At 45.8% G+C, this 24,635-nt stretch carries 20 protein-coding genes; 11 read left to right on the forward strand and 9 right to left on the reverse strand.

Annotation, left to right across the window (positions count from 1 at the left end; all coding sequences use genetic code 11):
* Positions 1-653: 653 nt before the first annotated feature.
* From L0U89_RS17670 to L0U89_RS17700, 7 genes are all read left to right on the forward strand, one after another.
* Positions 654-1,859 (forward strand): helix-turn-helix domain-containing protein, encoded by a 1,206-nt coding sequence (locus L0U89_RS17670; RefSeq protein WP_234862726.1) that lies wholly within the window; start codon positions 654-656, stop codon positions 1,857-1,859.
* Between the two features lie 264 nt (positions 1,860-2,123).
* Positions 2,124-3,656: a DUF1214 domain-containing protein gene (locus L0U89_RS17675; RefSeq protein ID WP_234862727.1), complete on the forward strand. Its 1,533-nt coding sequence runs from the start codon at positions 2,124-2,126 to the stop codon at positions 3,654-3,656.
* A gap of 56 nt (positions 3,657-3,712) precedes the next feature.
* Positions 3,713-5,113 (forward strand): DUF1254 domain-containing protein, encoded by a 1,401-nt coding sequence (locus L0U89_RS17680; protein ID WP_234862728.1) that lies wholly within the window; start codon positions 3,713-3,715, stop codon positions 5,111-5,113.
* Positions 5,114-5,145: 32 nt separating this feature from the next.
* Entirely contained in the window at positions 5,146-6,612 is a 1,467-nt protein-coding gene (locus L0U89_RS17685) for a DUF1254 domain-containing protein (protein WP_234862729.1), read from the forward strand.
* 352 nt (positions 6,613-6,964) lie between these two features.
* Complete coding sequence (locus tag L0U89_RS17690) at positions 6,965-8,131, forward strand: helix-turn-helix domain-containing protein (RefSeq protein ID WP_234862730.1); 1,167 nt, start codon at positions 6,965-6,967, stop codon at positions 8,129-8,131.
* A gap of 417 nt (positions 8,132-8,548) precedes the next feature.
* Positions 8,549-10,432, forward strand: coding sequence for an alkyl sulfatase dimerization domain-containing protein (locus tag L0U89_RS17695; protein WP_234862731.1), 1,884 nt, complete (start codon positions 8,549-8,551; stop codon positions 10,430-10,432).
* 327 nt (positions 10,433-10,759) lie between these two features.
* Positions 10,760-11,572, forward strand: a complete 813-nt coding sequence (locus L0U89_RS17700; protein ID WP_234862732.1) for a porin family protein — start codon at positions 10,760-10,762, stop codon at positions 11,570-11,572.
* 58 nt (positions 11,573-11,630) lie between these two features.
* On the opposite strand, the gene L0U89_RS17705 is transcribed toward L0U89_RS17700, so the two are convergent.
* Together L0U89_RS17705 and L0U89_RS17710 are read right to left on the reverse strand one after the other, a co-directional pair.
* On the reverse strand, positions 11,631-12,290 hold the full coding sequence (locus L0U89_RS17705; RefSeq protein ID WP_234862733.1) for a hypothetical protein: 660 nt from the start codon (positions 12,288-12,290) through the stop codon (positions 11,631-11,633).
* 32 nt (positions 12,291-12,322) lie between these two features.
* Entirely contained in the window at positions 12,323-12,772 is a 450-nt protein-coding gene (locus L0U89_RS17710; protein WP_234862734.1) for a copper resistance protein NlpE, read from the reverse strand.
* 171 nt (positions 12,773-12,943) lie between these two features.
* Between L0U89_RS17710 and L0U89_RS17715 the strand changes: the two genes are divergently transcribed.
* Positions 12,944-15,481, forward strand: coding sequence for a glycogen/starch/alpha-glucan phosphorylase (locus tag L0U89_RS17715; protein WP_234862735.1), 2,538 nt, complete (start codon positions 12,944-12,946; stop codon positions 15,479-15,481).
* 98 nt (positions 15,482-15,579) lie between these two features.
* Here L0U89_RS17715 and L0U89_RS17720 read toward each other — a convergent pair whose 3' ends face one another.
* The 3 genes from L0U89_RS17720 to L0U89_RS17730 all read right to left on the reverse strand — a co-directional run bounded on the left by L0U89_RS17720 (position 15,580) and on the right by L0U89_RS17730 (position 18,229).
* Positions 15,580-16,704, reverse strand: a complete 1,125-nt coding sequence (locus L0U89_RS17720) for a lipase family protein (protein ID WP_234862736.1) — start codon at positions 16,702-16,704, stop codon at positions 15,580-15,582.
* A gap of 18 nt (positions 16,705-16,722) precedes the next feature.
* Complete coding sequence (locus L0U89_RS17725; RefSeq protein WP_234862737.1) at positions 16,723-17,331, reverse strand: HdeD family acid-resistance protein; 609 nt, start codon at positions 17,329-17,331, stop codon at positions 16,723-16,725.
* 157 nt (positions 17,332-17,488) lie between these two features.
* Entirely contained in the window at positions 17,489-18,229 is a 741-nt protein-coding gene (locus L0U89_RS17730) for a hypothetical protein (protein WP_234862738.1), read from the reverse strand.
* Positions 18,230-18,439: 210 nt separating this feature from the next.
* On the opposite strand from L0U89_RS17730, the gene L0U89_RS17735 reads away from it, so the two are divergent.
* The 3 genes from L0U89_RS17735 (at position 18,440) to L0U89_RS17745 (ending at position 20,487) form a co-directional block, all read left to right on the forward strand.
* Positions 18,440-19,363 (forward strand): glutamate--tRNA ligase family protein, encoded by a 924-nt coding sequence (locus L0U89_RS17735; RefSeq protein ID WP_234862739.1) that lies wholly within the window; start codon positions 18,440-18,442, stop codon positions 19,361-19,363.
* Between the two features lie 199 nt (positions 19,364-19,562).
* Positions 19,563-20,024, forward strand: a complete 462-nt coding sequence (locus L0U89_RS17740; protein WP_234862740.1) for an Xre family toxin-antitoxin system antitoxin — start codon at positions 19,563-19,565, stop codon at positions 20,022-20,024.
* A 7-nt stretch (positions 20,025-20,031) separates the two neighbouring features.
* On the forward strand, positions 20,032-20,487 hold the full coding sequence (locus L0U89_RS17745) for an RES family NAD+ phosphorylase (protein ID WP_234862741.1): 456 nt from the start codon (positions 20,032-20,034) through the stop codon (positions 20,485-20,487).
* Between the two features lie 96 nt (positions 20,488-20,583).
* Here the strand turns inward: L0U89_RS17745 and serA are convergent, their stop codons facing one another.
* The 4 genes from serA to L0U89_RS17765 all read right to left on the reverse strand — a co-directional run bounded on the left by serA (position 20,584) and on the right by L0U89_RS17765 (position 24,584).
* The gene (gene serA, locus L0U89_RS17750) at positions 20,584-22,476 is read right to left on the reverse strand and encodes a phosphoglycerate dehydrogenase (protein ID WP_234862742.1); all 1,893 of its coding nucleotides are present in this window, start codon (positions 22,474-22,476) and stop codon (positions 20,584-20,586) included.
* A 137-nt stretch (positions 22,477-22,613) separates the two neighbouring features.
* Positions 22,614-23,102 (reverse strand): NUDIX hydrolase, encoded by a 489-nt coding sequence (locus L0U89_RS17755; RefSeq protein ID WP_234862743.1) that lies wholly within the window; start codon positions 23,100-23,102, stop codon positions 22,614-22,616.
* Entirely contained in the window at positions 23,099-23,722 is a 624-nt protein-coding gene (locus L0U89_RS17760; RefSeq protein ID WP_234862744.1) for a chloramphenicol acetyltransferase, read from the reverse strand. The genes L0U89_RS17755 and L0U89_RS17760 overlap by 4 nt, the downstream gene beginning before the upstream one ends.
* 10 nt (positions 23,723-23,732) lie before the next feature.
* A complete protein-coding gene (locus tag L0U89_RS17765) occupies positions 23,733-24,584 on the reverse strand; it encodes a DUF2911 domain-containing protein (protein ID WP_234862745.1) in 852 nt (283 codons plus the stop codon).
* Positions 24,585-24,635 lie beyond the last annotated feature (51 nt).

Here is a 24,635-nt window from a genome sequence, read left to right on the forward strand (position 1 = left end):
CCTTACCTGTCAACTTATATCAGGATTACAAAAATCCTTGTAAAGTCCAATCAGGATCAGGCTTTCTACTGTAAAGCCAATTCAGTATTATTACAAAAACTGTCAACTTTTTTCAGGACGGGTCAAAAAGCCGACACGAGTCACCTCAGAACCGACACGAGTCAGCAAAAAGCCGACACAAGTCACCTCTGAACCGACATGAGTCGGTAAAAAGCTGAGACGAGTCGCCTCGGAACCGACACGAGTCGGCAAAAAGCCGACACGAGTCGCCTCTGAACCGACACGAGTCAGCAAAAAGCCGACACGAGTCACCTTGGACCCGACACGAGTTAGCAAAAAGCCGACACGAGTCACCTCGGAACCGACACGAGTCGCTAAAAAGCCGAAACGAGTCACCTCGGAAACGACACGAGTCGGTAAAAAGCTAACACGAGTGAGCTCAGAACCGACACGAGTCAGTAAATAGGTTGTTTGTGTTACCCTTCCTGCCTGCTGACAAAGGCAGGGTTGCACTTTTGGGAATCGGGATTACAAATCCCGAGAAATAAAAGGGTGGAATTACAAATTCCACCCAGCCGGGTTGAACTTTGGAATTTCAAATGCCAACAGGCTTCCATTCCCCTCGTTTTTAATTCCGCCGAAATCTTCATTACTTGGAGGGGATTTTATTGGACGTACATAGCCAAGTAGTAAAAAGGATAATGGAAATCAGTTTTGACCTCGCCACCTTTACACATTTGGCAGCCTGTGTGTTGGGGGTTGTTTCGGGGATTGTTTTGCTTTATCAGGGAATCAAAAGTAACCCGGTCAATCTGCCCTTGGCCTTTGGTCAGATTGTACTCGCGGTTGCCATTTGGGTAAGTTTTCTGGTGGTATCCCAATTGCTGGTCCACTGGCCCTTTATGTTTCGCACGGGCAGCTTTTTTGCCTTGTTGTTTGTGCCGCTGCCATTTTTATATGTGCGGTTCTATACCGAGAAGCGAACTTGGATGTGGTATGATTTTCTGCACTTTGTTCCTGCCTTGGTTTTTCTGGTCGATTTCTGGCCGATTTTCACACTTTCAAACCAAGAGAAGCTGGCTTTGATCCTCAAGGACATCGCCAATGAAAACCAATTTGCGCAATTGCGCGAAAGCCGATTTTTCCCACCAGGCTTTCACCAATCCTTTCGAACCATCTTGTTCAGTGTATATTGGCTGCTGGAAATGAGGCTAATGTACCGCTGGATCAAGGCAAAGCCGAATTTGGGGTTCGAAGAGAGGATCTGGAAAAATTGGATGTTTGTCTATCTGGCTTTTCAAATGGCTATTTGGCTTCCTTTCTATCTCACTTTTCTTTGGATCGACCCGGCACTGACTTACCACATGGTCAACACCGCAGGTGCGGTTTGGCTGGTGGTTTCTTCTTTTCTTTTGCTGCTGTATCCATCGCTCGTATATGGTCAGGCCAATCATAGGGCTCAGAATAAGGTGACAAAGCAGAAACCAACGGAATTGGAGCAAGGTACTGAGCTTTTGAAATTGCAGGAAGTGAAATCGGCAATTGAGACAGCCATGGAAAAAGACGCTCTATTTCTGAAACCCGGCTACACGATCAATGATTTTTCGCGAGATATCGGTATCCCGGTGTATCAGATATCCAAATGCATCTCCCATTTTGAGGGCATCAGCTTTATAGACTTCATCAACCGAAAGCGTGTTGAATACTGCGCACAAAAACTTGAGGCGGGCGAGTGGAGAAACCTCAAGATTGAAGCCTTGGCCTTGGAATGCGGCTTCAATAACCGAAATTCCTTTACCAATGCCTTCAAAAAGTTCAAAGGTATTTCCCCATCCGAGTTCATCGTCAGGCATAGGTAACCATCCACTGCAGAGGAGACCGTTCGAAAGTGTTTTTTTGATTTTGCAGCATAACAGGATTTAGAAAATAAATACCACTTTTCGACACTTCCTTTAATGGTCGTTTTCGTGCCAATCTTCGCCCAAGGATGGCCATGCCTAGCCCTTTTTCGCCCAGGTCACCCCCAGAAAGACTTACTTTTATAATCGGGCTACAACATGGTTTGTTTCCATGACACACGCCATGAGGCCTATTTCCATTCACCAAATTTTTGCTTTTAAAATATGAAGACCAACAAACTACTTACCTTCTCAACCTGCGCAATCCTTTGCCTTGCCCTCGCGGGCAATGCCGAAGCGCAAAGAAAGTCACGTGCCGCACAACCCGCTCCTGTACCTTTGGAAAAGGCTGTTTTAAAAGGAGACGAGAAAATCGAAACCCCTTATGGGGTGATGGAGCTGCAGCATAACTACCTGACAGACGAAAGCTCCCAAAAGCTTTTTGATGCCATGGACCTGCAGCGTGCCTCTCAGGCTTATATGTGGTCGACACCTCTGGTAAGTTTTGTCACCTGGCGCGAAGAACAGAATAAGCACTACGGACCCAATGCCCGCGGCACGTTTGCGGTGTATGTGAGTTTTCGGGAGAAGCAGGGCATCGTCACCGCCAACCTGACAACTCCTTATTTTATTGCTTTCGATAACCTTTCGAATGGACCACTCTACATCGAATATCCTGCCGGCATGACAGCAGGTGCTGCAATGGATTTCTGGCAGCGTCCCGTTTGCGACCTGGGCCTCACTGGCCCGGATAGGGGCGAAGGTGGAACTTACATCATTGTAGGTCCGGAGGACAATCCTGAAAAATATAAGAAGAAGGGCGTCTATGTATTCCAATCGGCTACCAACAACATCATGTGGGGATTTCGGATACTGGATACAAATCCGGCATTCAAAACCAATTTCGTGAAAGCCTTGAAGGTCTCCGCGCTCGGGGGTCAGCCTGTGCAGAACAAATTGATCGAAGGTTTGGATAAAACCTGGTCGGCGACCGCCTACCGGGGAATGGACTACTGGAAAGCCTTGCACAATGTCATCAACCAAGAGCCTGTGCGCGAGCAGGACAAGGTTTGGATGGCGATGATCGAACCACTGGGAATTGTAAAAGGAAAGCCTTTTTCTCCGGATGCCCGTCAAACAAAAATTCTGACCGAAGGTGCAGCCCTGGGTGAGCTGATGGCGCGTAATCTGGCAACCAATCCACGTTTCATGGAGAATTACTGGCCGGAAAAACAATGGCACAATATGATAGCCTTCTCGATTCCGCAGATTACTTACAACAAGGTGGAACTGGACGAGCGGACCGTATGGTTTTATGATGCCGTTACCAGCAGCGAAGGCATGGTTAACCCATACATCGGAAAAGGTCAGGTTTACCTGGTTGCCAAACGAGACAGCAAGGGCAACCTGTTTCGCGCTGACAAGACCTACCGGCTACGGGTGCCTGCAAATGTTCCGACTGCCCAATTCTGGGCGGTGGATTTGTACAGCCAGGATACCAGGCGTCATTATGACAACGGTGACCCAAATCCAAAGGTAAGTTCGGTGGCCATCAACAGCAGGATGCCCGACATCAAGCGGAATGAAGACGGCACCGTTGATCTGTATATCGGAGCCAAAGCGCCTGAGGGATACGAAAGCAACTACATGAAGACGGTCGGAACTGATGGATGGTTTGTGATCTTCAGGCTTTATGCACCGTTACAGCCCTATTTCGATAAGACTTTTGTATTGCCGGATTTTGAGGAGTTGAATTAAATAGAAGAGTATAGAGAGGCTATACATGTAATCCGGAACACTTTAAACAAGATCATATGAATATCAAATTTTTGATTGGCCTAGGGTTAATAGCCTTTGTCCTTGGTTGCCAAAGTCCGAAACCCGAAGTGACGCCCGAAGAAGCAAGGAGAATTGCTAAGGAAGCGTACATCTACGGCTTCCCGCTTGTAGACAATATGCGGGTGCAATACGCCTATTTCATCGACAAGAACGATCCGGATTACAAAGCGCCTTACAACATCCTCTATAATATTCCCCGCGTTTTCACCTCCCAAGACAAAGCAATCCAAACGGCCAATTCGGACACGCCTTATTCCTGGATCGGCCTGGATTTGCGCACAGAACCGATTGTGTTCACTGTGCCGCCTATCGAAAAAGACCGGTACTGGAGTTTGCAGCTCATCGACCTGTACACACACAACTTCGACATACCCGGTACGCGCACAGATGGGAACAATGGCGGCAGTTTTCTGATAGCAGGTCCCAACTGGAAAGGGGAAATACCCGAAGGAATTACAAGGGTAATCCGTTGTGAGACTGAGATCGCATCTGCCCAGTTCCGGACTCAACTCTTTGATCCTGCCGACCTGGAGAATGTTAAAAAAATCCAGGAGCAGTATATTGTAAAGCCTTTATCGGCCTTCATCAATCAACCTTCCCCCAAGGCTGCCCCTGAGATCAACTTCCCCAAGCCGCTCACGCCGGAGTCCCAGAGGACATCGTTGGAGTTCTTCAACTTGTTGAACTTCTACCTGCAGTTCTGCCCTACGCATCCATCCGAAAAAGACCTCAGGGAGCAATTTGCAAAAATTGGCCTGGTATCCGGTAAAACCTTTGATGCGGCATCCTTGTCTCCCGAAATCAAAGATGCGCTGAGTGCGGGTATAGAGGATGCCTGGAAAGAATTTGATGCCTTCAATACGAACGAAATCAAAACCGGCAAAGTGGGTAGTGCTGAGGCGTTTGGCACCAGGGAGCATTTAAACAACAATTATATGTTTCGCATGGCCGGAGCGGTATTGGGTATTTATGGCCTTTCCAAAGAAGAAGCAATCTATCCCATTTATCAGACTGATTCAGAGGGGCAGCCTTTGAATGCCGCTACCAACAAGTATACATTGACCATGAAGAGTGATGAAATGCCCCCGGTTAATGCATTTTGGTCATATACCATGTATGAGCTGCCGGCAAGAATAATGACGGAAAATCCGATTAACCGGTATTTGATAAATTCCGCCATGTTGCCAAATCTCAAGCGCAATCCAGACAATAGTATTACAATTTATATACAGCACGAATCTCCGGGTAAGGACAAGGAGTCGAATTGGCTTCCTGCGCCTAATGGGCCTTTCTTTTTCGTAAACCGCCTGTATTTGCCTAAACCTGAGGCCTTGAACGGTACCTGGAAGCCAAAGCCTTTGGTGCGGGTGCAATAAATCAACGTTTTGATGAAGTAATGACTGATAAAATGAGAAAAATAAAAGTTGGCGTATTTACTGTCCTAGGTCTTATTGCTTTCTCCACGGCATGTCAGAGCCCGAAAAAGGAAACTCAAACAGATTCGGTTGCTGTGGCAAACGCAGAGAAGTCTTACGCTGATTTGCAGCAGCAAGTGATGCAATCGCGGGCGATAGAGGCGATGATCTGGGGAATGCCTGCAGTGAATCTTGACCTTATGTACCAGGCTATGCTCAATGAGACGGCCTGCCGGGAAAACCAGATGTTGTATTGGTCGCGCCTCCTCGATTGGAAGAACCAAACGCTCACGCCCAATACCGACGTGGTCTATTTCACGCCTTACTTTGATACCCGAGAAGTTGGCCCCATTGTGTTGGAGGTACCACCGGCTGATGAGGGCGCCATTGTGGGTACGATCATGGATGCCTGGCAAATGCCACTGGAGGACGTTGGTGTGGCAGGTGCTGACCAGGGCAAGGGCGGGAAATACCTCATCCTGCCTCCGGGATATGATGGTAAAGTGCCTGCCGGATACATTGTGCTGCCTTCGCTTACCTACAGGGGTTATGCCCTTATTCGTTCTGTTTTAAAAAGTGGCAGCGAAGAAGACCTCGCCAAGGCAGTGGCATACGGTAAGCGCATGAAGATCTACCCGCTATCTCAAGCAAACGCTCCATCCCCCACGGTTTATGTGGATGCCGCGGGCGTGTTGTATGATGCCACGATCAAGTATGACATCCGGTTTTTCGAGACGCTGGATCGCATTGTACAGTATGAACCATGGCTGGAACGCGACCGGGCCATGATCGACAAGTTGCGTATGATCGGTATTGAAAAAGGCAAGCCATTTGCACCAGATGCCGCCCAAACCGAATTGCTCAATGAGGCAGCCGCGCAGGGTTTTACCTTCATTGACGGGATGTACAAGGAAGTGGTCAAGGGTGGTGCATTTGCAGAGGGCAGCAGGTGGTCATTTCCCCAGTCGATTGCCATGGTTTTCAAGGCATCGCAAGACCAATTCAAGGATCCGAACCTCTATCCTGTAGATGCGCGCGGCCTGTTGTTTTCCTTTATTTTCTTCACACCCAAGCGGATGGGAGAAGGCCAGTTTTACCTCATGGCCCTAGAGGATAAAGATGGCCAACTGTTGGATGGTAGTAAAAATTATAAGCTCACCGTTCCTGCCAATGCGCCTGTGCGTCAATATTGGTCGGCTACGCTTTACGATCTCCGTACGCATGCCCTCATTCGCGAAATGTCCCATGCAGGTCGCTCTTCCCAAAGCCCGGGATTGCAGGTGAATGCCGACGGCTCTGTGGATCTTTACTTCGGTCCCCAAGCCCCTGAGGGAAAAGAGTCCAACTGGACCCCGACAGATCCAAATGGGCAATTCGAGATATTGTTCCGATTCTATGGCCCCCTTCCATCCTTGTTTGATAAGACTTGGGTGCTGCCTGACATCGAGCCCGTGAAGTGAAATCTACCCTGTGAAGGAACGGAGCCCTGAGTCAAAAGTCCGCAAGACCAGGGCTCCGATTCCTGCGGGGCTTGCCTGTCGGTGAAGGCAGGGTTAAATTTTTGAATATTGGGATTTCAAATCCCGAAAAATGAGAGGGTGAAATTGCATCCCGACGCCTGTCGCGGATCCACCCAGCGGGGTCCCAAAAAAAAGACGGCGAAATTGCATCCCGAAGCCTGTCGCGGATCCTCCCAGCCCTTGGGATTTCTAATGCCGACAGGCCTTCATTCCCATCGTTTTTTATTCAGCCGAAATCTTCTTTATTTGATGATCGTTTTCCCCGATAGTCAATAAAGGAGCAAATCAAGCGATGGAAATCAATTTTGATTGGATCATTTTTGTGCATTTGGCAGCGGCAGTACTTGGGGTATTGTCGGCAGCGGTTATTTTTCGTTTTGCCGTAAAAAATAACCCTGCCTATCAGCCGCTGGCAATAGGGCAACTGAGTATATCCTTGGCTGTATTTGTTGGATTCTCCAATGTATCCCAATTGACGATCTATTGGCCATTCATGTACCGGATGGGAAACCTATTTGCATTGATCTTCATACCGATGCCTTACCTGCACATGGTCTTTTTCACAAAGCAGCGGCTTTGGAGGTGGTATGATAGCTTTCATTTGATTCCCCTTTTGGTGTATTTGGTAGACTTTTGGCATGTGTTTTCGATGTCTTCTGCGCAAAAGGCCGAATTGATCGTGCGTGAGGTGCAGGATTTGAACCTCTTGGGTATGTTTGCCCAGAGCAAGTACTTTGGGCCAGGTTTCCACCAGGAGTTTCGAACGATATTATTTAGTTTGTATTGGATTGCCACGGTATGGCTCTTTTGGAAATGGAACAAAAGCCGCTCGGAGTCAAATTCCGATGCGAAAGGCTGGAGGAATTGGATGGTGATATTTCTGGGATGTCAGGTTTTTTTGTGGTTTCCGTTTTACCTCAGCATGTTGGGTTTGGAAATAATGACTACTTACCATATCGTCAATTCGTTTTCGGTGGTATGGCTGATGGTGTCAAGTCTGTCGCTATTTTTCTTTCCGTCTTTGCTTTATGGAGGATTGCTCCAGAAATCCGCCCAAACGCACCGACAAGGAAGAGTTCATGTCAAGCAGGAGTCAAATCCGGAGGAGGAGAAAAAATTGGAAGAGTTCATTCAAATCATTGAATCGGAGATGGATGGGAAGAAGTTTTTCCTCGAAAGGGGCTACAGTATCAATGATTTTTCGAACGATATCCATATACCTGTGTATCAGATTTCAAAAAGCCTCAATACATTCCGAAGCATCAGTTTTATAGATTTTATCAATCTAAAAAGGATTCATCATTGTGTGGAAAACATTCAAAACGGGAAATGGTCGAACTATACGATAGAGGCCATTGCAAATGAGTGTGGCTTCAACAATCGCAATTCCTTTACCAATGCTTTCAAGAAGTTCATCGGAACCTCCCCATCCGAATACCGGGAAAACATCAAGCATTGACATTGTCCCGCCTGAAAATCACTCATGAATTGAATTTTTCTTGATTATTATTGGCCAAGACCCCAGCGAGTTCATTCGGATTTTTTCGCTAACAAATTAGGTTTCGCCACTTTTTAGGGAATGCGTGCTGATACATGTGGCCTTGCGGATTGCCCTGAGCTACTTTTGGTCCAACTCGGCAATCCTTGCGACCCCAGGAAAAGAGGGAATTCTTTAGGGTGGATTCAACTATTCCCGAGGGTAGTTGGAAATAACGCGGGGGCTTGAACTCTTGGAAAGAAGGATTAGATGCTTTAATGAGCAGTACTAGACTCCTTTTACAGCGTTGATCCGGCCAAGAAATTAATCGTTGCTTTGATGGAAGGGGAAACTATTCGAACGTCAATATTCTATTTTCAAAAAACTAATCAAAATTCTATGAGATCTAGGTCAAATTTCGCCATTAAGCTGTTTGCAGTTTTACTTCTGCTGGTCACTGCCTGTAATCGGCAACAGTCAGAAACAGAAATAAATGAAGCAGATGCCCAAGAACTGACCATTGAAAAGAGTGGAACCTTCATGGGCAAACCTTATGAATTGGTTGAATTTCCCAATGGCGCATGGGCTAACAAAACCCTACAGACTGACTACAAAATGTTCAAAGTCCCATTATCGTCCAATTTCATCAAAAAGGAAGTTGCAAAAATTGCCGATGGCATCTACACCATCAACGGCTTGTTTGCATCGTACATACCCGTGATCGAAACAAAAAATGGGGTAATCATCTACGATAGTGGTACCAGCCCGGAAATAGGACGGCAGATCCTTAAGATGCTGGAAACAGTAACCGAGAAGCCGGTGATTGCGGTGATCTACAGCCACTCACACTACATTTTTGGAAGTTCCGCAATCAAGGAAAAATACCCAAATGCCCAATTCATTGCCAACCCGAGATTGGCATCAAACCTGGCTTCCGGCCAAGGGGCAGGAAGCGTGTTTCCTGAGATTGGACCCCTCTTGAACAGTGGTTTGGTACAGCAGTTTCATATGATGCTACCACGAGAGGGCAAGGATGCGCCCTTTGGTGGATTCATCTCTTTTCCTGACTTCAGCGGATTCGTAAGGCCGACCACTGAGGTGACCGAAGGGCAGGTGCTCAATATTGATGGGGTAGATTTGCAGTTCTTCACCAATTTCAATGTGGACTCTGACGATCAATTGCTGGTATGGATTCCAAGTAAGAAAATAGTATTGAATAATGCATTCTGGGGATTTATGCCCAACATGTATTCTTTGCGGGGTTCCAACTTCAGAGATCCGGAAAACATCACGCAGGCATTATTTAAAATCAGGGACCTGGGTACTGAAATAATGCTGAGTACACACGGCACACCTATAGTGGGCAAGCAGGCGGTCAAGGAAACCGTGGAGACCTATGCTGATTTTTACAATTTTGTGAAGGACCAGACTTTGAGGGCCATGCTGTTGGGTAGGGCCCCGCAGGACCTGGGCAAGTTTTTGAAATTGCCACAGCATTTTCGCGATGCGGAGTACTTGTGTGAAACCTATGGTCCGCTCGAGACATTTGCCGAACCTATCTATCATCACGGCCGAGGATGGTTTGACAACGATGCTGCCAATATTTTCAAACTTACAAGGGAAGATGAGGCAAGAAACCTGATCAAAGCAATGGGAGGTCCTGACCGGGTGGTGCAGCTGAGCGATCAGGCCATCAAAGAGGGTGACCAAATGTGGGCGCTGAAGCTGATCAACTATCTGTATGTAACCGAACCCACCAACCAAACTTACCGCACCAAAAAAGCGCAATTGCTTTACCAATTAGGAATGGTGCTCGAATCGCAAAATGCACGGAGTTGGTGCATCACACAGGCCTATGCGCTTACCAATAAATTGGCTTTGCCGCGGTTGGTATTGCCTGATGAGATCGTGAATAATATGAATCCAACAACGCTGCTCACGCAGTACAAGGTAAGGATTGACCCTGAAAAGGCCGGTACCACGAATTACCTGTTGGCTTTTGCCGTAGGCGATGGCAAAAAAGTCGGACTTCATTGCCGCTTTGGCGTGGTTGAGTTTATTGATGATGTAGAAAAATACGGTCAAGCGCCCAATGCCACCCTTACCATGTCGCAAACCTCCTTGGTTGATCTTTTCATGAACAGAAAACCTGTTGGCCAAATTTTGTCAGAACAAGGCAACGCAGTTAAGGGAGACAGGAAGGAAGTGGAAAATTTCCTGTCGTATTTCGATGAAATATTTAGCCCCCAAGTGAATCAGGCTATACCCGTAGTGAAGAAATAGCCTATGAGGAGAGAAATGCCTGGCACATGGTTTTCAAATATGAATTCATTGTCACGCGATTGTTTCTTTTGCCTACTGATTGGCAACCATCTTCGCTAGCGCGTAGGTGCCCTTATTTAAAATGCTTCTTCCATGTCGAAAGGCTGTAATGTCGCATTCGAGAGCTTTCTAGGCCATTTCAAATGCTGAGATTGTCCAATATTTTACTTCGATGAAAGGCCGACGTATTTGTCGGTCTTTTTTTTTCTACAAAGGTGATGCGGTGGTTGTAGTGCTTGGGTGGTTTACCTATCGGGTTGGTTTTGTCGGAACATTCAAAGCAAATCGATGCCGTGGGAAATCCAAAACCTGATAAATATTGTATTTTTGGGCGTTTACAAATTTTGCGTGATGCGGGGACTATTTAGCCTTCTGTTGTTTTTGATTTCTTTTTCGGCTTATTCCCAAAGAGAAGTATTGGATGACAATGAAAACTGGTGGGGGATACTTACCTCAGGTCAGATTGCGCCCAATTATGCCTTGTGGATGGACAGCCATTTTGTGAATGAAACGTTTTGGATCATTCGTTCGGGACTTACCTATCAGACGGATAATGGGCAATGGGCCTTGACTGCTGGCTACGCTTACTTGAGGCTCGGGGCGCCATTTTCCGAGGGAAAACTGGTGAGGCCGGAGCATCGCCCTTGGGGACAGGTCGTGTACCGGGTTCCGGGGAAAGGCCCTTTCACGGCTAGCTTTAGATTTAGGTACGATGCCCGTTTCCGGGCAAATCTCGGTCCTACGGGTGTAGAAGATGGCTATATGTTCAATAGTCGTTTCCGTTTCAACAATTCCCTTCGGTACAATTTCCGGGATGCGCTGAGTCCCCATTTCAATTTCGCGACCTCCCTACTCAACGAGAGCTTGATTACGACGGGACCGGCACCCGTTACCAATGCTTTTGAGCACCGGATATTTTTTCTCCTGAATTTTCAAAAAAACAGCATTACGCTTTCTCCCGGATACCAGGTGAGGTTCTTGGATTTTCAGCCTGACTTCCTGCGGTTCAGACATGGATTCATTTTTTGGCTGACTTACAACTACCGCTTCAAGGACTTCAAAAGGAAGAATTTTGATGTGCTTCCCACCGACAAAATGTAAAAAAAAAAAAAAGGGGCCAACTTTGATGTTGCCCCTTAAAGTCACTTGATTTGATACTCTATTTTTGTGCTTGGATCACGCCTTCTTTGAGCATCCTTTCCAAAACCACCTCGGCAAATTCTCTTGAAAATTTCTCCATGGAAGAAGGATTCAAGGTTTTGGACTGACCGGTCCACACAAGAAGCTCGGAGCTTACATCGTAGATATTGATTTCGACGAAATACTTTCTGTCATTGACGATATGGCCGGGAGTCATCATCATGCCGTGGTGCATGCCCCAAAAGCCACCAAAACCTCCGGCGCCTCCCATTCCCCATCCTGGGCCCCACATCATCGGACCGCCCATCATGGCGCCTGGGATGTAGCGTTGCTCGTTTTGTACGTCGATGAGCGTCATGGTCATGATGGCGTCATTGCCGCGCTGATAGATGATATTCATCATGGCGTTTTTGTCCAAATCCGTGCTCATCCAGAAGTTAGGCTGTATCGTCGAACTGCTGGTAGTCGAATTGATGCCGAGGTTTCCAAGTGTTTTTTGCACATCATTTTCAAAACTCTGTCTCTTGGCCATGTCGCCAATCACTGCCGCTACGTAAAGGTTTTTGTATCCACCTGGATTTTTGGACGGGCTGGTCCATGATCTGGTGATCTTGGTAGCGGGAGAGCATGACACAACTGCCAGAAATATCATGAAAGCGTAAACGATATTCTTTTTCATCATTGTAGTTTGATTAATTTTTCTTGGTTTGTTTATTTTTTGTTCAGTCTATACTTATCTGCCAAATCCCCAGTGATTCGATTCCCGTCCATGTCGAGGTGAAACAGTACGTTTTCTCCTACGAAATATTGGTTCGGGGCGGGTTCGCTATCCAGGGTAATCGTGTTTCCTTCGTCATTCCAGGAGAAGGTGCCCTGAGTTTCGATGACTTCGCTATTTTCCTTTCCCAGATAGGTGACCTTTTTTACATAAGAGTTGCCTACACCCAACTCAATCACCGTTTGGATTCCTTCACAATCCGCACACGGGAGGACGCCCTCATAGATTCCCATAAAGTCCAAAGAAGTCACCGCGTTGTGTTCATCTCCTTCAAACATTTCATCGGAAACGACAATTTCTTCTGTTTGCTGTTTTGTTTGGCAGGCGACAATCATCCCTCCGTAGGCTGCCAAAATCACCATGATTACGGTGTTTAATCTCATTTTTTGCATCAGCTAAAATCCGGTTCAATATACAACCAATTTGCTATTTTCATCCTCGTAGATTACGTTATTCGCCACAATTCAATGAAAAAGATCAGATTCTATCTGTTTTGTTTGCTTCGCGATTTGGTTAACTTTCGCGCTTGAAATTTTTGGTAAAGTTGAAATAAAATGAAAAAGAAAGTACTAGCGGATAAGGTCCAAGCCGACGCGACTAACGGCAATGGCAACGGCAACGGACACTCACCGTATTTGGAGGATTCAAGGACAGGCTTGGGTGTGGATACGCTTAAAAGAGCGATCAGAAATAACCTGTTTTATGTGCAAGGCAAGTTCCCCGAGATCGCAACAAGAAACGATTATTATATGGCCATCGCATATGCTGTCAGGGACAGGCTTTTACAGCGATGGGTGGCTTCTGTCAAACAATATATTCAGGAGAAACACAGGGTAGTTGCCTATTTGTCCGCGGAATACCTGCTTGGGCCACATTTGGCCAATAATCTGATCAATCTAGGGATATACAAGGAGACGGAACAGGCCTGTAAGGAACTTGGACTGGATTTGGATTGGCTGATCGAAAAGGAGGTTGAACCGGGTTTGGGTAATGGCGGTTTGGGTCGTTTAGCTGCCTGCTACATGGACTCCTTGGCCACCCTGGAAGTTCCGGCGATCGGGTACGGAATCAGGTACCAGTTTGGGATTTTTGAACAGGACATCAGAGACGGCTGGCAGGTAGAAGACACCGATAACTGGCTGCGCCGCGGTAACCCTTGGGAAATCGCCCGCAGGGAGTTGAGCTATGACATCAAGTTTGGAGGTTATGTGCAGACCTATTTGGACCGAGCAGGAAAGCTTTGCTTCAACTGGATTCCCGAGTTGGTGGTGAAGGGTGTGGCTTACGACACACCAATTTTGGGTTACAAAGTAAACACGGCCAATACCCTAAGGCTTTGGAAATCAGAGGCTCCACACTCCTTTGATTTTCAGTCATTTAACGCAGGTGACTACAACAGTGCGGTGAACTCGAAGATTATTTGCGAAAACATCTCCAAGGTCCTTTATCCCAATGATGAGCAAATAGAAGGTAAAAGGCTTAGGCTGCAGCAGCAGTATTTCTTTGTGTCCTGTTCGCTTCAGGATATGATTGGAATCCACTTGCGTCAAGGTGAGAAAATCCATGATTTCCACAAAAAGTTTGTGGTGCAGCTCAACGATACCCACCCAGCGATCGGCGTTGCGGAATTGATGCGTCTGCTGATGGATGTCCATCAGTTGGAATGGGAAGAGGCTTGGGATATCACTTCCAAGACATTTGCATACACCAACCATACACTGCTGCCCGAGGCCTTGGAGACTTGGGATTTGCAGCTATTCGGATCAGTCCTGCCACGGCACCTGCAATTGATCTATGAAATCAACCGTAGGTTTGTTGACTACGCAACCATTAAGTTATATGGCAACCACCAGAAGATTTCCAGCCTATCGTTGATCGGCGAAGGTCCTAGGAAATATATCAAAATGGCCAATTTGGCTTGTTTGGGAAGTTTTGCGATCAATGGGGTGGCAGCCCTGCACTCTGAACTGCTGAAGAAAACGGTACTGAAGGATTGGTATGAACTGATGCCTCACAAGTTCCAGAATAAGACAAATGGGGTAACCCCGCGTCGCTGGATGGTGCTGGCAAATCCGGAATTGACCAATCTGATCAGCAGCAGAATCGGAGAGGGCTGGATCAAAAATCTCCACGAGTTGAAGGGATTGGAGCCCTTTGCGGACGATCCGGAATTCAGAAAGGAATGGATGCAGGTGAAGTTCAACAAGAAGAAAGCCTTGGCCAAACGTATCAAAAAAAGGCTCGGTTTGGACGTGGATCCCAATTCCATGTTTGACATCTTGGTGAAGCGTATCCATGAGTACAAGCGTCAGCATCTAAAGGTGCTGCACATCATCACGCTTTACAATCAAATCAAAAAGAATCCAAATATGGACGTCGTTCCAAGGACGTTCATTTTTGCTGGAAAGGCTGCGCCCGGGTATAGAAAAGCAAAGCTGATGATCAAGTTGATCAACTCGGTTGGTGAAATCGTCAACAATGATCCTGATATCAATGGTCGCATCAAGGTGGTCTTCTATCCCAACTACAATGTGACAAACGCCCAAAAAATATATCCTGCTGCTGACGTTTCGGAGCAGATTTCGACAGCCGGAAAGGAGGCTTCCGGGACAGGAAACATGAAATTGTCCCTAAATGGAGCCTTGACAGTAGGCACGTTAGATGGTGCAAATGTGGAAATCAGGGAATGTGTGGGCGAAGAAAACTTCTTCCTGTTCGGATTGACTGCGGACGAAGTTGCCAAAGTAAAATCCGAAGGCTACAAGCCCTGGGATTACTACAGCGAAAATCCGAATCTCAAAGAGGTCATCGACCAAATCAACTCGGGATATTTCTCGCATCTGGACAGCAAGGTGTTCAAGGAATTGACGGATTCCTTGTTGTATGACGACCAATACTTACTGTTTGCAGATTATCAATCCTATATCGATACGCAGGCCAAAGTCGAGGAGGCGTTCAAGGACCAAGACAAATGGGCCAGGATGTCGATTCTCAATACCGCGAGAATGGGCAAATTCTCTTCTGACCGCAGTATTCGCGAATACTGTGATGAAATCTGGAAAGTGGAATCTGTCCCTGTCACATTGGACTAAACATAAAAAAATCCCGGTTTTTACAGCCGGGATTTTTTTTGACTTTTAAGATGCCGGATTGGTGATGCCAATAATTGGCGTTTCCGCCAGAAATTGGATCAGCGTATTTCGAACCTGCGTTTTACCAACTCCATATAGGGCAGGTGGAAATGGTGCATGAAGATTTTTTCGGGATCATCAGGATATTTTTCCAAATATGCCGCATCGGCCGTAAGGGAGATTGTGTTTCCTGCACGCGCGTAGTCCATTGTGCCGGCAAAGGTAGGTTTTTCAAACTCGGGTAGGTATTTCTGGATAATTCCCGTCGCCTTTTCGCCAAGGTATTTTTCGAAATTCCGACTTGCGTGACGGGTTGGCTTGTCCAGTTTGTTGTAGACGTGCTTGAAGAGTAGCCGCTGGGAAAATTTCTGCTTTTTCAATATTTGATCAACATCCGAAAAAGGGTTCACCTTGTTGAAATCGGCAATCGTTTGGATGGAAAACGGAGTTTGCGGTACCCAATCAGATGCGTTGATGACATTGTATGCCCATCCGTCTTGGGTCAGGTTTTCATAATCCATGGCGAAAAATAGATTTCCGGGCTTCGGGGCGGCACTACAATAAGTCTTGATTATCCAGTCTGAAGGGATTTTTCCATTGGCACGGTTGGTGAGTAAATAAGCTGTCAATAAGTAGGCAATACCACCGCCCTGACTGTGGCCCATGATGAGTAGGTCTTTGGTGCCCGCTTGGTATAAGGAATCCATTTTCGGTCCAAGGTCCCTTGCGATAAAGGCCGTTGCCAAAAGCCAACCTGTGTGCACCGCCGCCCTTGTATTTTCGGCCAATTGATAATCAAACTTAAAATCACTGGCAATTTGGAGCTGACCTTTGGCGGGGACCATCCCTGAATAAAAGTTTTCAAGCCAAGACGAGGGGTCGCCCGCGGTCCCACGAATGCTGACCAAGGCGGTGTTTGAGTCTTTGTCAAACCACAGTTGCCATTTGTTTTTCAAACCCATCTCGGGGGAATCGTATATTTTCTCGAAGAATTCAGGCTCAGGAATTTTGCTCAGGTAGAGGCTATCCTGGGCAAACTTGGCCGATACCTTCATCAGCTCAAGGTATTCTTTTGGACTGAATCCCGGTTTTAGACCCTGTGCCCGCAGGCCATTGACTGAGTAAAATGCCAAAAACAGCAATAAGGAGATCCTTCTCCAATTCCAACAAGGTGTATTTCTCATCCAAAAAATGTCTTGAGTTTAGGATAACCGATTTTTCAATTCTTCTAAACCTTCTTTGATGTCCTGGCCTTTGTTCTTGATTTTTTTGAGCCCAAGCGACAAGACGATGTTGAATAGACCGAGGGAAAAGAAAGCCATGGCTGTGAAAATCACGATCGTCAATCCGCCCAAGGTGGGATTGAAAATGATCATTACCGCCAAAAGTATGGAAATCGCCCCTGAAAAAAGTAACCATCCCCATCGGCTGTCACCATATCGCTTCATGTCAAAGGCAAACCCGAAAGTCGCGAATCCTTTGAACATAAAGTAAAAAGCGACCAAGTAGGGGAGGACAGCCATTGTCAAAGGTGGGTGAAAGAATAATATTGCGCCAACGACAAAATCGAAGATCGCACCTGCAAGGTGCCAGCCCCAATCCTCGATGTCAGCCCTATTGCTGATCGCAAAAATCAAATTGAAAATGCCGGAGACAAACATGAATGCCGCAAAGAAGATCGCCAAGGCCACAAAGCTGGCAACGGGCGTAGTGATCGTCCATATGCCCGCGATGATGAACATGATTCCAATAATCAATGGCATCCACCAATATTTTACCGCATTTGTAGTTTTTTGGAGAATTGATTTCATAAAAGATTGGTTAAGGATAAATTTTTGAAGTAAGCTTTTGAAAAATACAAAATTTTGTAACGTCCGAATGTTATGGTTTGTTGAATTTTAAAAAATCCCATTAGAAATGAATTTCCCGAAGGGATAGATGCCTCGGTAGAGTTTGGCCTTCAGCGTTTTACTCTTCTTTTCGATACAAAGTCTTTCGCTCCAAAAAATCGGTCAGCATTTTTTCCACTTGCTCCCAATTCATGTCCAGGAATTGATGGTCGATGTTAAGGAGGTTGAACTCAATGATCAGGTCGTCAAGGTCTTTGTCGGATAGCTGATACTCGTATTTTAGCGCTTGCATGACTGAGTCCGATTGGATGAGGTCCAGATAGTCCTTTTGCCGGGCCAAGAAGGCGAGTTTTTTTGCGTAGGCACGCTTTTGTCGCTCACTTTTCATGAAATAGGAAATCGGGCCATCTAGTGTCAATCCCGGTTGAAGGCTTTGGTTGTTGCTGGTTCCTGCATACACCTTACCAGGCCCAGTTGGTCTATCGCTGAGGGCACGCATTGTTGAAAGATTTCCGGCACGAAAAGGAATTACTATTTCTTCCGCATAAAGGTCGAATCTTGGTAAGGTTCTTCCGTCCAGAAACACTTCCACAAGTATATGTTTCTCGGAACCAACGACATGGGCCTTGGGGATAAAGTAGTACCTCAAGAAAACGAGAGAATCACCCTCTTGTGCGCGCACCCGAAAATATCCCCGTTCGTTGGTGACGCTGCTATCACCGCTTTGAAGGTTGACAACCAATACTTTATCCAAAAAATTGCGATCAAGGCCATCAAGGACATTCCCGGTCACCACTTGGGACATCGCGCTAAGCGGTCCAAAGACAAGGAAAATGCACAAAATGAAAGCTCTATTCACTCCGTAAAATTAACGCAAGGCGTTCCTGATTAAAAATCCAACTGGTTAAAAGATATTAATGACTATCCCAATAGAGAATCATGGATCTGGCCCATTTATTGCCCGGAGACGGACTAAGTGTCTGTCGTTTGATACCCATTTTTTTTAGGATTGATGCCGCGAGACGTTTTCTTTCCAATTACACTATCTTCGAGAACAATTTGCGATAAAATGGAAAAGAGAAAACTAACACGCTATGCGCCCACACCAAGTGGATTTTTGCACCTTGGAAATATCTACTCATTCATTCTCACCTTCCACCTTGCAAAACAACGCGGAGCCAAAATCCTCCTCAGGATCGATGATTTAGACCAAGACCGCATCAAACCCGCTTACATCCAGGATATTTTTGATTGTCTTGAATTTATGGAACTGCCATTTGACCTGGGGCCAAGATCACCAAAGGAATACGAATCCGAATTTTCCCAGCGCCATCGTATGGCCATGTATGGAAGTGCATTGCAGGTTTTAAGGGAAAAAGGAAGGTTGTTTGCCTGCGAATGCAGTCGCTCAAAGGTAGACCGCATGCATCCCTTGGGCTATTATACCGGTCTTTGCTGGGATAAAAAGCTCCCTTTCGAGGCAAAGGATAACTCTTGGCGATTTCGGGCCGACATGCATCAGGAGGTGTTTTTTCAAGAACTCGCAAAAGGACAGGTTTCGGGAAAGCTTCCTGGTATTTTGGCGGATTTCATCGTAAGGCGAAAAGATGGATTGCCAGCTTACCAATTGACTTCTGTGGTGGATGACATACATTTTGGAGTGGACTTGGTGGTGAGAGGTAAAGACCTGTGGGGTTCGACGATTGCGCAAGTTTTGTTGTCCAAGTCGCTGGACAAGAATGACTTTTCGAATACTTTATTTCACCATCATGCCCTATTGAAAGGACCTGGAGATCAAAAACTTTCCAAATCTGCAGGAGCAACTTCCATTCATCATCTGAGGAAAGAGGGTAAGACGAGGAAAGAGATATTCGGGTTGATTGGAAAAATGATCGGTCTGGAATATGTGGCCAATTTGGAGGATTTTGCTGAATTGGTGCCCGATAATGGGCCATCTGTAAAGAGCCAAAATGACAAGAGGAGAGGAAAATGATTCATTGTTTTGTAGCTTCCAATCGTGGCGGTTTCGCCCAATTTTCTTCAAAGCCCTTCAATATGATGAATCCAGGTAACACAAAACACCAAATTATCTGTTAAGCCTTCCAAACCGAAATTGAAAAGTAAAAAATCGTCACTTATTGAAATAACGGACAAAATTCTATATATTAGAGGACAATTTTCCGATTAAAGATATGGCAAGACGCATTTCAAAAGTAAGCGAACCGGCGATGGCCGTCTACCACAAAGCCAAGCTTTCCCCAAATGATGTATTGGGAGTAGAAGAGGGGCTACTCGATGAGCCACTTATGCGAATTGAGACATTCCGCAATGGCCTGTCCAAGGCTTCATTTGAACGCCTCAAAGAGTTATCAGGCCTCGACAACACCCTGCTTGCCAATGCCCTTTCCGTCTCCTCTAAGACACTTCAGCGTAAGGATGTGTTTGATACTGCGCAGTCCGAGCGAATGTATGAATTGGCAGAACTGTACGCCTTAGGTACCAATTATTTTGGCAGAGAAGGATTCCAACGGTGGATGGTTCGCCCACTCTTCTCGATCGGGAATCGTATTCCGATTGAGTTGATCGATGTTTCTGAGGGCTTGGAGATACTTAAGACAGAGATCATGCGACTACAGCATGGGATAGCCGTCTAAGACCGATATGCGGATTTTTAGAATTGCCTTGACGGAGTATTGTGATACAAGCGGGGAAGGAGCGAGGGTATATGGCGGTAGATGGAATTTACGGGGACTTCCTGCGCTGTACGGAAGCGGCTCTGTTGCTTCCTGTTTGCTTGAGCGGCTTACGATTGATTCTGAGTTGTTTTCTTCAGAGCGGTATGTTTTTTATTCTGTGATGGAATTCACCGTTCCAGACCAATTGGTGGTAGTGCCACCGATTTCGGAGCTCCCACTAGATTGGGACGCGATTCCTCCCCAAAGAGCCTCGCAAGAGTTTGGCACACGCATGCTTTCGTCTGGGATGCTTTGTTTTGGGGTTCCTTCGGTCGTGGATCCTACTTCCATGAATTACGTCATAAATCCACTTTCCAAAGACTTTCCGCTTTTGACCTATCGTGTTTTTCCATTGGAATTGGACAAGCGGATACTGAGATAAGGTTGTCAAAATATTTAGGTCTGGAATTAAAAAAAAGGTAGCGAGTTATGCTCGCCACCTTTGTTGAATCTTACCTTGTTCAGAGCCTTTTTTCGATCAATAGAGTACTCTAAATCTGATTGTGCCAGGGATTGCCTTCATGACATCAATTACTTCAGGGGAGTAAGCCTTGTCGATATCCGTGATGACATAGCCTATCTTCTCGTTGGTTTTCAAATATTGCCCTACGATATTGATGTTGTAATTTGCAAGGCATTGATTGATTTTGGCCAATACCCCAGGCTCGTTATGGTGCACATGTATCAACCGATGGGCATCCCTCAAGAACGGCAATTGGATGTTGGGGAAGTTGACGGAATTGTAGGTGTTTCCGGTATTTATGTACTCCATGATTTTTCCAGGAACAAACCTTGCGATGTTTTGCTGTGCCTCCAATGTTGATCCGCCGATATGCGGTGTCAAGATTGTATTTCTCATTCCAATCAATTCAGACACAAATGGTTCGTCGTTGTTTTTTGGTTCATGCGGGAAAACATCCACAGCTGTTCCTGCAATCTGTCCTGATTCCAGGGCATCTTTCAAAGCCTTGATGTCGACAATATGACCGCGGCTTAGGTTAACCAAATAGGATCCCTTTTTCATGAGGGCCATTTTTTCCGCATCGATGAGGTTTTTGTTGTCCTTGCGGCCATCCACGTGCAGGGAAACGACATCACAGGTTCTGAGGAGTTCTTCCAATGAATCCAATTTTGTTGCGTTTCCGAGTGCCAATTTTTCGATCACATCGTAATAATACACATCCATCCCCATGTTTTCGGCAAGGACAGATAGCTGGGCGCCGATGTTTCCGTAGCCTACGATACCCAGCTTTTTGCCTCTGATCTCGAAGCTCCCGGAGGCTGACTTGTCCCATTTGCCTTGGTGCATTCCAAGACTCTTGTCCTGGAAATTTCTCATCAGGAAAATGATCTCCGCAATCGCCATTTCCACCACGGAGCGTGTGTTGCTGAAAGGCGCGTTGAAGACCGCGATGCCTTTCTCAGTACAGGTTTCAAGGTCAATTTGGTTAGTGCCAATACAAAACGCCCCAATCGAAATCAATCTGTTGGCATTTTCCAGGACCTTTTTGGTGACGTTGGTTTTGGACCGAATGCCAAGGATACTGACATTCTTGATTTTTTCGGCCAACTCGTCCTCATTGAGTGCGGAGCTGATGACTTCGACATTGTATCCTTCGTGTTTCATCAACTCCACTCCGATCGGGTGGACATTTTCGAGCAAAAGGACGTTGATACGGCTTTTTGGGTAAGAGAATTTCTTATTCATTTTGTTGATATATAGAATTTCATCGAGGCTGGGTGCCACATGGTCGGCCTTTGAAGTCACTTTTGGTCTGGCAACATTCTCGGTAAAGGCGTAAAATTTGTTTGCCATACCGAAGGCTTTTATCTCATAGTCAGTGTACCCGTCTCCGATAACATAAACATCGCCTCCGAGATTCAACCTTTTGATGGTTTCGGGCTTGCCACCGTTTTTCGAAAGAATATTTTCGCGGTCAAAATCCTTGATTTTTCCTGATTCGTCGTAGATAAATTCATTGGCAAATACATTTTCCGGACGAATGCCATAGTCGCTCACAATCGGTACAATAAAATCCCTGAAGCCATTGGAAATGATGATGATGTCTTCGGCATTTTCTTCCAAAAACTCCTTGTTGCGCTGAAAAGATTTGGAGACTTTCTGCTTGAGGGCCGTAATCAGTTCCTCTATCTGTGGCTTGCTGGCCTGCAGGATTGCCAGCCTTCTTTCGAGACTCTCGCGGAAATTGAGGCTTCCATCCATCCCCAAGTCGGTGATGTGCTTGATGGCTTGGAGCTTTTCGGACTTTTCGGGATCATCCTTGAGACTGATTTCTCCAAGTACATCCAAGGCCTCTACCTGCGTAAAAGTACTGTCAAAGTCAATGATAAATTTTTTGCTGCTGGGCATTTCCGTAATAATATTTTTAGAATGCAAGGCCAAAATTAGAATATTATCAAAAAAAACCGCCTTTTGTTAATATAAATACTTTTGGATAGTTTCTGTCAATTCTCTGAAATCGATTGAGAACCAATTTTTGCATGAATTCAAATCAGCGGCAAGCCTTCCAGTTCCTCATGCATCTGGATCAATTCCAAGTTATCGTCGAATTCGGCAGTCAAAACGAATTTCTTGCCTTTCAAGATCATTTCGTAGATGTGCCAGTCTGTTTTCGGTGTTGGCACCTTCAAAAGATCGTTGAAATGGACCCACTCCAGTATCCCTTCACTGCATATTGGGGGGCTTATTTTCGCGATTTCGGCAAGGTATACATAGTTGATCCAATTGTAGGACAGGGGCGAAGTTTCCGTCAATATCCCACAAAATTGCATACGATCGAGCTTGATTCCTGCTTCTTCCCAAGTCTCCCGAAGGGCACTTTGGAGTGGGCTTTCGTACGGATCCAACTTTCCTCCCAAAGGTGTATACATGTCTTTGTTGGGTTCTTTGAACCGCTTAAGCAGCAAAAAGCTGTCTTCATTTTTCAATATGCAAAGGGTTGCCGCTTTTTTCAGCCCAGTTGGAAATTGGTTCATGTGTTCAGTAAATGTTGAAATCTTTCTACAAATAAGCCCACGTGATAACCATCCAACAGCGCATGGTGCACGTGGATCGATACAGGCATAGTCCATATGCCGTTGGCTTCGGTAATTTTTCCGAAACTGATTTTTGGGCAGGAATCTGGAAAGGAGAAGCTCCTTGCATGAGAAACGGAACTGAATTCTAGCCAAGGTATTGCCGAAAAATGGATCACATTCTCGCCTGATATGGCTGGTTGGAGGCCTGTCCCATTTTTCACCGTTTCAATTTCAACCTTTGCTTTTTCGGCAAATTCATAAAAATCCTCATCATAATTGAGATAGGAGAATCCAAAGGTATTGTCGGGTCGATTGATTGTTGGGGAAGCATGAACCCTTTCGTAAAGCCTGACTTCAGCGCCATTGATTCTCATTCTGAAATTTTCGATCTCATTTGCCGCTGTGAGTGCTGCATGCAGATAGAGAAGAAAAAGGGAATCGCCATTTTCCTTCGATTTTTTATAACAATGGGTCATATCAACCCTTACAGTGACGCCAAAAAACGGTTCGTCAAATTCTCGGAAAAACAAAAAGTGGTCTTTACGGGACCACTTTTCAATTTCTATGACTTCAAACATGCAGCGATACTTACTTTATTGATTTAATCAAGCGTTCGTTGAGACCTACATAATCCGGGTTTTTGGCTTCTTTGGCCATTTCCATGGATTTAGTGGCACTTTCGATCGCTTCTTTCTTCTTTCCAAGCGCAAGTTCAATTTTTGCCTTGAGGTGCATCGTCCAGTATTTTGGATCGCTTTCTACGGACTTTACAATCCATTCGTAGGCTTGATTCATGTCCTTGTTATTCGTGAAATAGTAATTGGCAGCTTGGTAATACAATCCAGGGTTCTGTGGATCTTTGTCGATTACCATTTCCTTGATCTGTTTCATCACGATGGTGTCCACCTCAGTTTCGATCCTGAATTTCACACGCACATTTTCCCATTTGATGGCGATGGATGCACCTGTGTCTGTCATGTCCACGAAGTTGATTTCCATTGTTTCATATTTCTGGCCTGTTTTACCAGGTTTCACCGTAAACCTCAACGCATCTTCGTCTTGGTTGTAGCCTACTGCCCCCCATAACTTGGTGTTTTTGGAGAAGATAATCGTCCAATCTGATTTGCCAGGAATCGAGTAGAGTGCATAAGATCCTACAGGCAGATTATTTCCTTCGATTATTACAGGGGTGCTGAAAGTAATCACTGTCGCGGCATTTGCGCCAGTTCTCCAGACCTCCCCGTATGTAACTAATTCCCCGAATATTTTTCTGCCCTTGGTGCTGGGGCGGCTATAGTCAATGGTAACATCAGTAAGTCCAATTTTTTGGCTGATCTTAGCGGTTGGGCTTGCTTGGGGCATTTGGATTTGTTGGGCGAGACCAAGGGAATATATTCCGGCTATCAAAACGAAGGACAATAAAATAGATTTGCTTTTCATTTTTTTGTATGTAATTTAGTTGGAGTAGAAAATGAACGGCTAAAAATAACA

It is taken from the genome of Mariniradius sediminis (assembly GCF_021491425.1).
Lineage (GTDB): Bacteria > Bacteroidota > Bacteroidia > Cytophagales > Cyclobacteriaceae > Mariniradius > Mariniradius saccharolyticus.

What these genes read in the sequence shown, in the direction of transcription:
- L0U89_RS17675 (WP_234862727.1), top strand. Translation starts at nt 2,124, where the DNA reads ATGAAGACCAACAAACTACTTACCTTCTCAACCTGCGCAATCCTTTGC.
- L0U89_RS17680 (WP_234862728.1), top strand. Translation starts at nt 3,713, where the DNA reads ATGAATATCAAATTTTTGATTGGCCTAGGGTTAATAGCCTTTGTCCTT.
- L0U89_RS17685 (WP_234862729.1), top strand. Translation starts at nt 5,146, where the DNA reads ATGAGAAAAATAAAAGTTGGCGTATTTACTGTCCTAGGTCTTATTGCT.
- L0U89_RS17690 (WP_234862730.1), top strand. Translation starts at nt 6,965, where the DNA reads ATGGAAATCAATTTTGATTGGATCATTTTTGTGCATTTGGCAGCGGCA.
- L0U89_RS17695 (WP_234862731.1), top strand. Translation starts at nt 8,549, where the DNA reads ATGAGATCTAGGTCAAATTTCGCCATTAAGCTGTTTGCAGTTTTACTT.
- L0U89_RS17700 (WP_234862732.1), top strand. Translation starts at nt 10,760, where the DNA reads ATGCCGTGGGAAATCCAAAACCTGATAAATATTGTATTTTTGGGCGTT.
- L0U89_RS17705 (WP_234862733.1), bottom strand. Translation starts at nt 12,290, where the DNA reads ATGAAAAAGAATATCGTTTACGCTTTCATGATATTTCTGGCAGTTGTG.
- L0U89_RS17710 (WP_234862734.1), bottom strand. Translation starts at nt 12,772, where the DNA reads ATGAGATTAAACACCGTAATCATGGTGATTTTGGCAGCCTACGGAGGG.
- L0U89_RS17715 (WP_234862735.1), top strand. Translation starts at nt 12,944, where the DNA reads ATGAAAAAGAAAGTACTAGCGGATAAGGTCCAAGCCGACGCGACTAAC.
- L0U89_RS17720 (WP_234862736.1), bottom strand. Translation starts at nt 16,704, where the DNA reads ATGAGAAATACACCTTGTTGGAATTGGAGAAGGATCTCCTTATTGCTG.
- L0U89_RS17725 (WP_234862737.1), bottom strand. Translation starts at nt 17,331, where the DNA reads ATGAAATCAATTCTCCAAAAAACTACAAATGCGGTAAAATATTGGTGG.
- L0U89_RS17735 (WP_234862739.1), top strand. Translation starts at nt 18,440, where the DNA reads ATGGAAAAGAGAAAACTAACACGCTATGCGCCCACACCAAGTGGATTT.
- L0U89_RS17740 (WP_234862740.1), top strand. Translation starts at nt 19,563, where the DNA reads ATGGCAAGACGCATTTCAAAAGTAAGCGAACCGGCGATGGCCGTCTAC.
- L0U89_RS17745 (WP_234862741.1), top strand. Translation starts at nt 20,032, where the DNA reads ATGCGGATTTTTAGAATTGCCTTGACGGAGTATTGTGATACAAGCGGG.
- serA (WP_234862742.1), bottom strand. Translation starts at nt 22,476, where the DNA reads ATGCCCAGCAGCAAAAAATTTATCATTGACTTTGACAGTACTTTTACG.
- L0U89_RS17755 (WP_234862743.1), bottom strand. Translation starts at nt 23,102, where the DNA reads ATGAACCAATTTCCAACTGGGCTGAAAAAAGCGGCAACCCTTTGCATA.
- L0U89_RS17760 (WP_234862744.1), bottom strand. Translation starts at nt 23,722, where the DNA reads ATGTTTGAAGTCATAGAAATTGAAAAGTGGTCCCGTAAAGACCACTTT.
- L0U89_RS17765 (WP_234862745.1), bottom strand. Translation starts at nt 24,584, where the DNA reads ATGAAAAGCAAATCTATTTTATTGTCCTTCGTTTTGATAGCCGGAATA.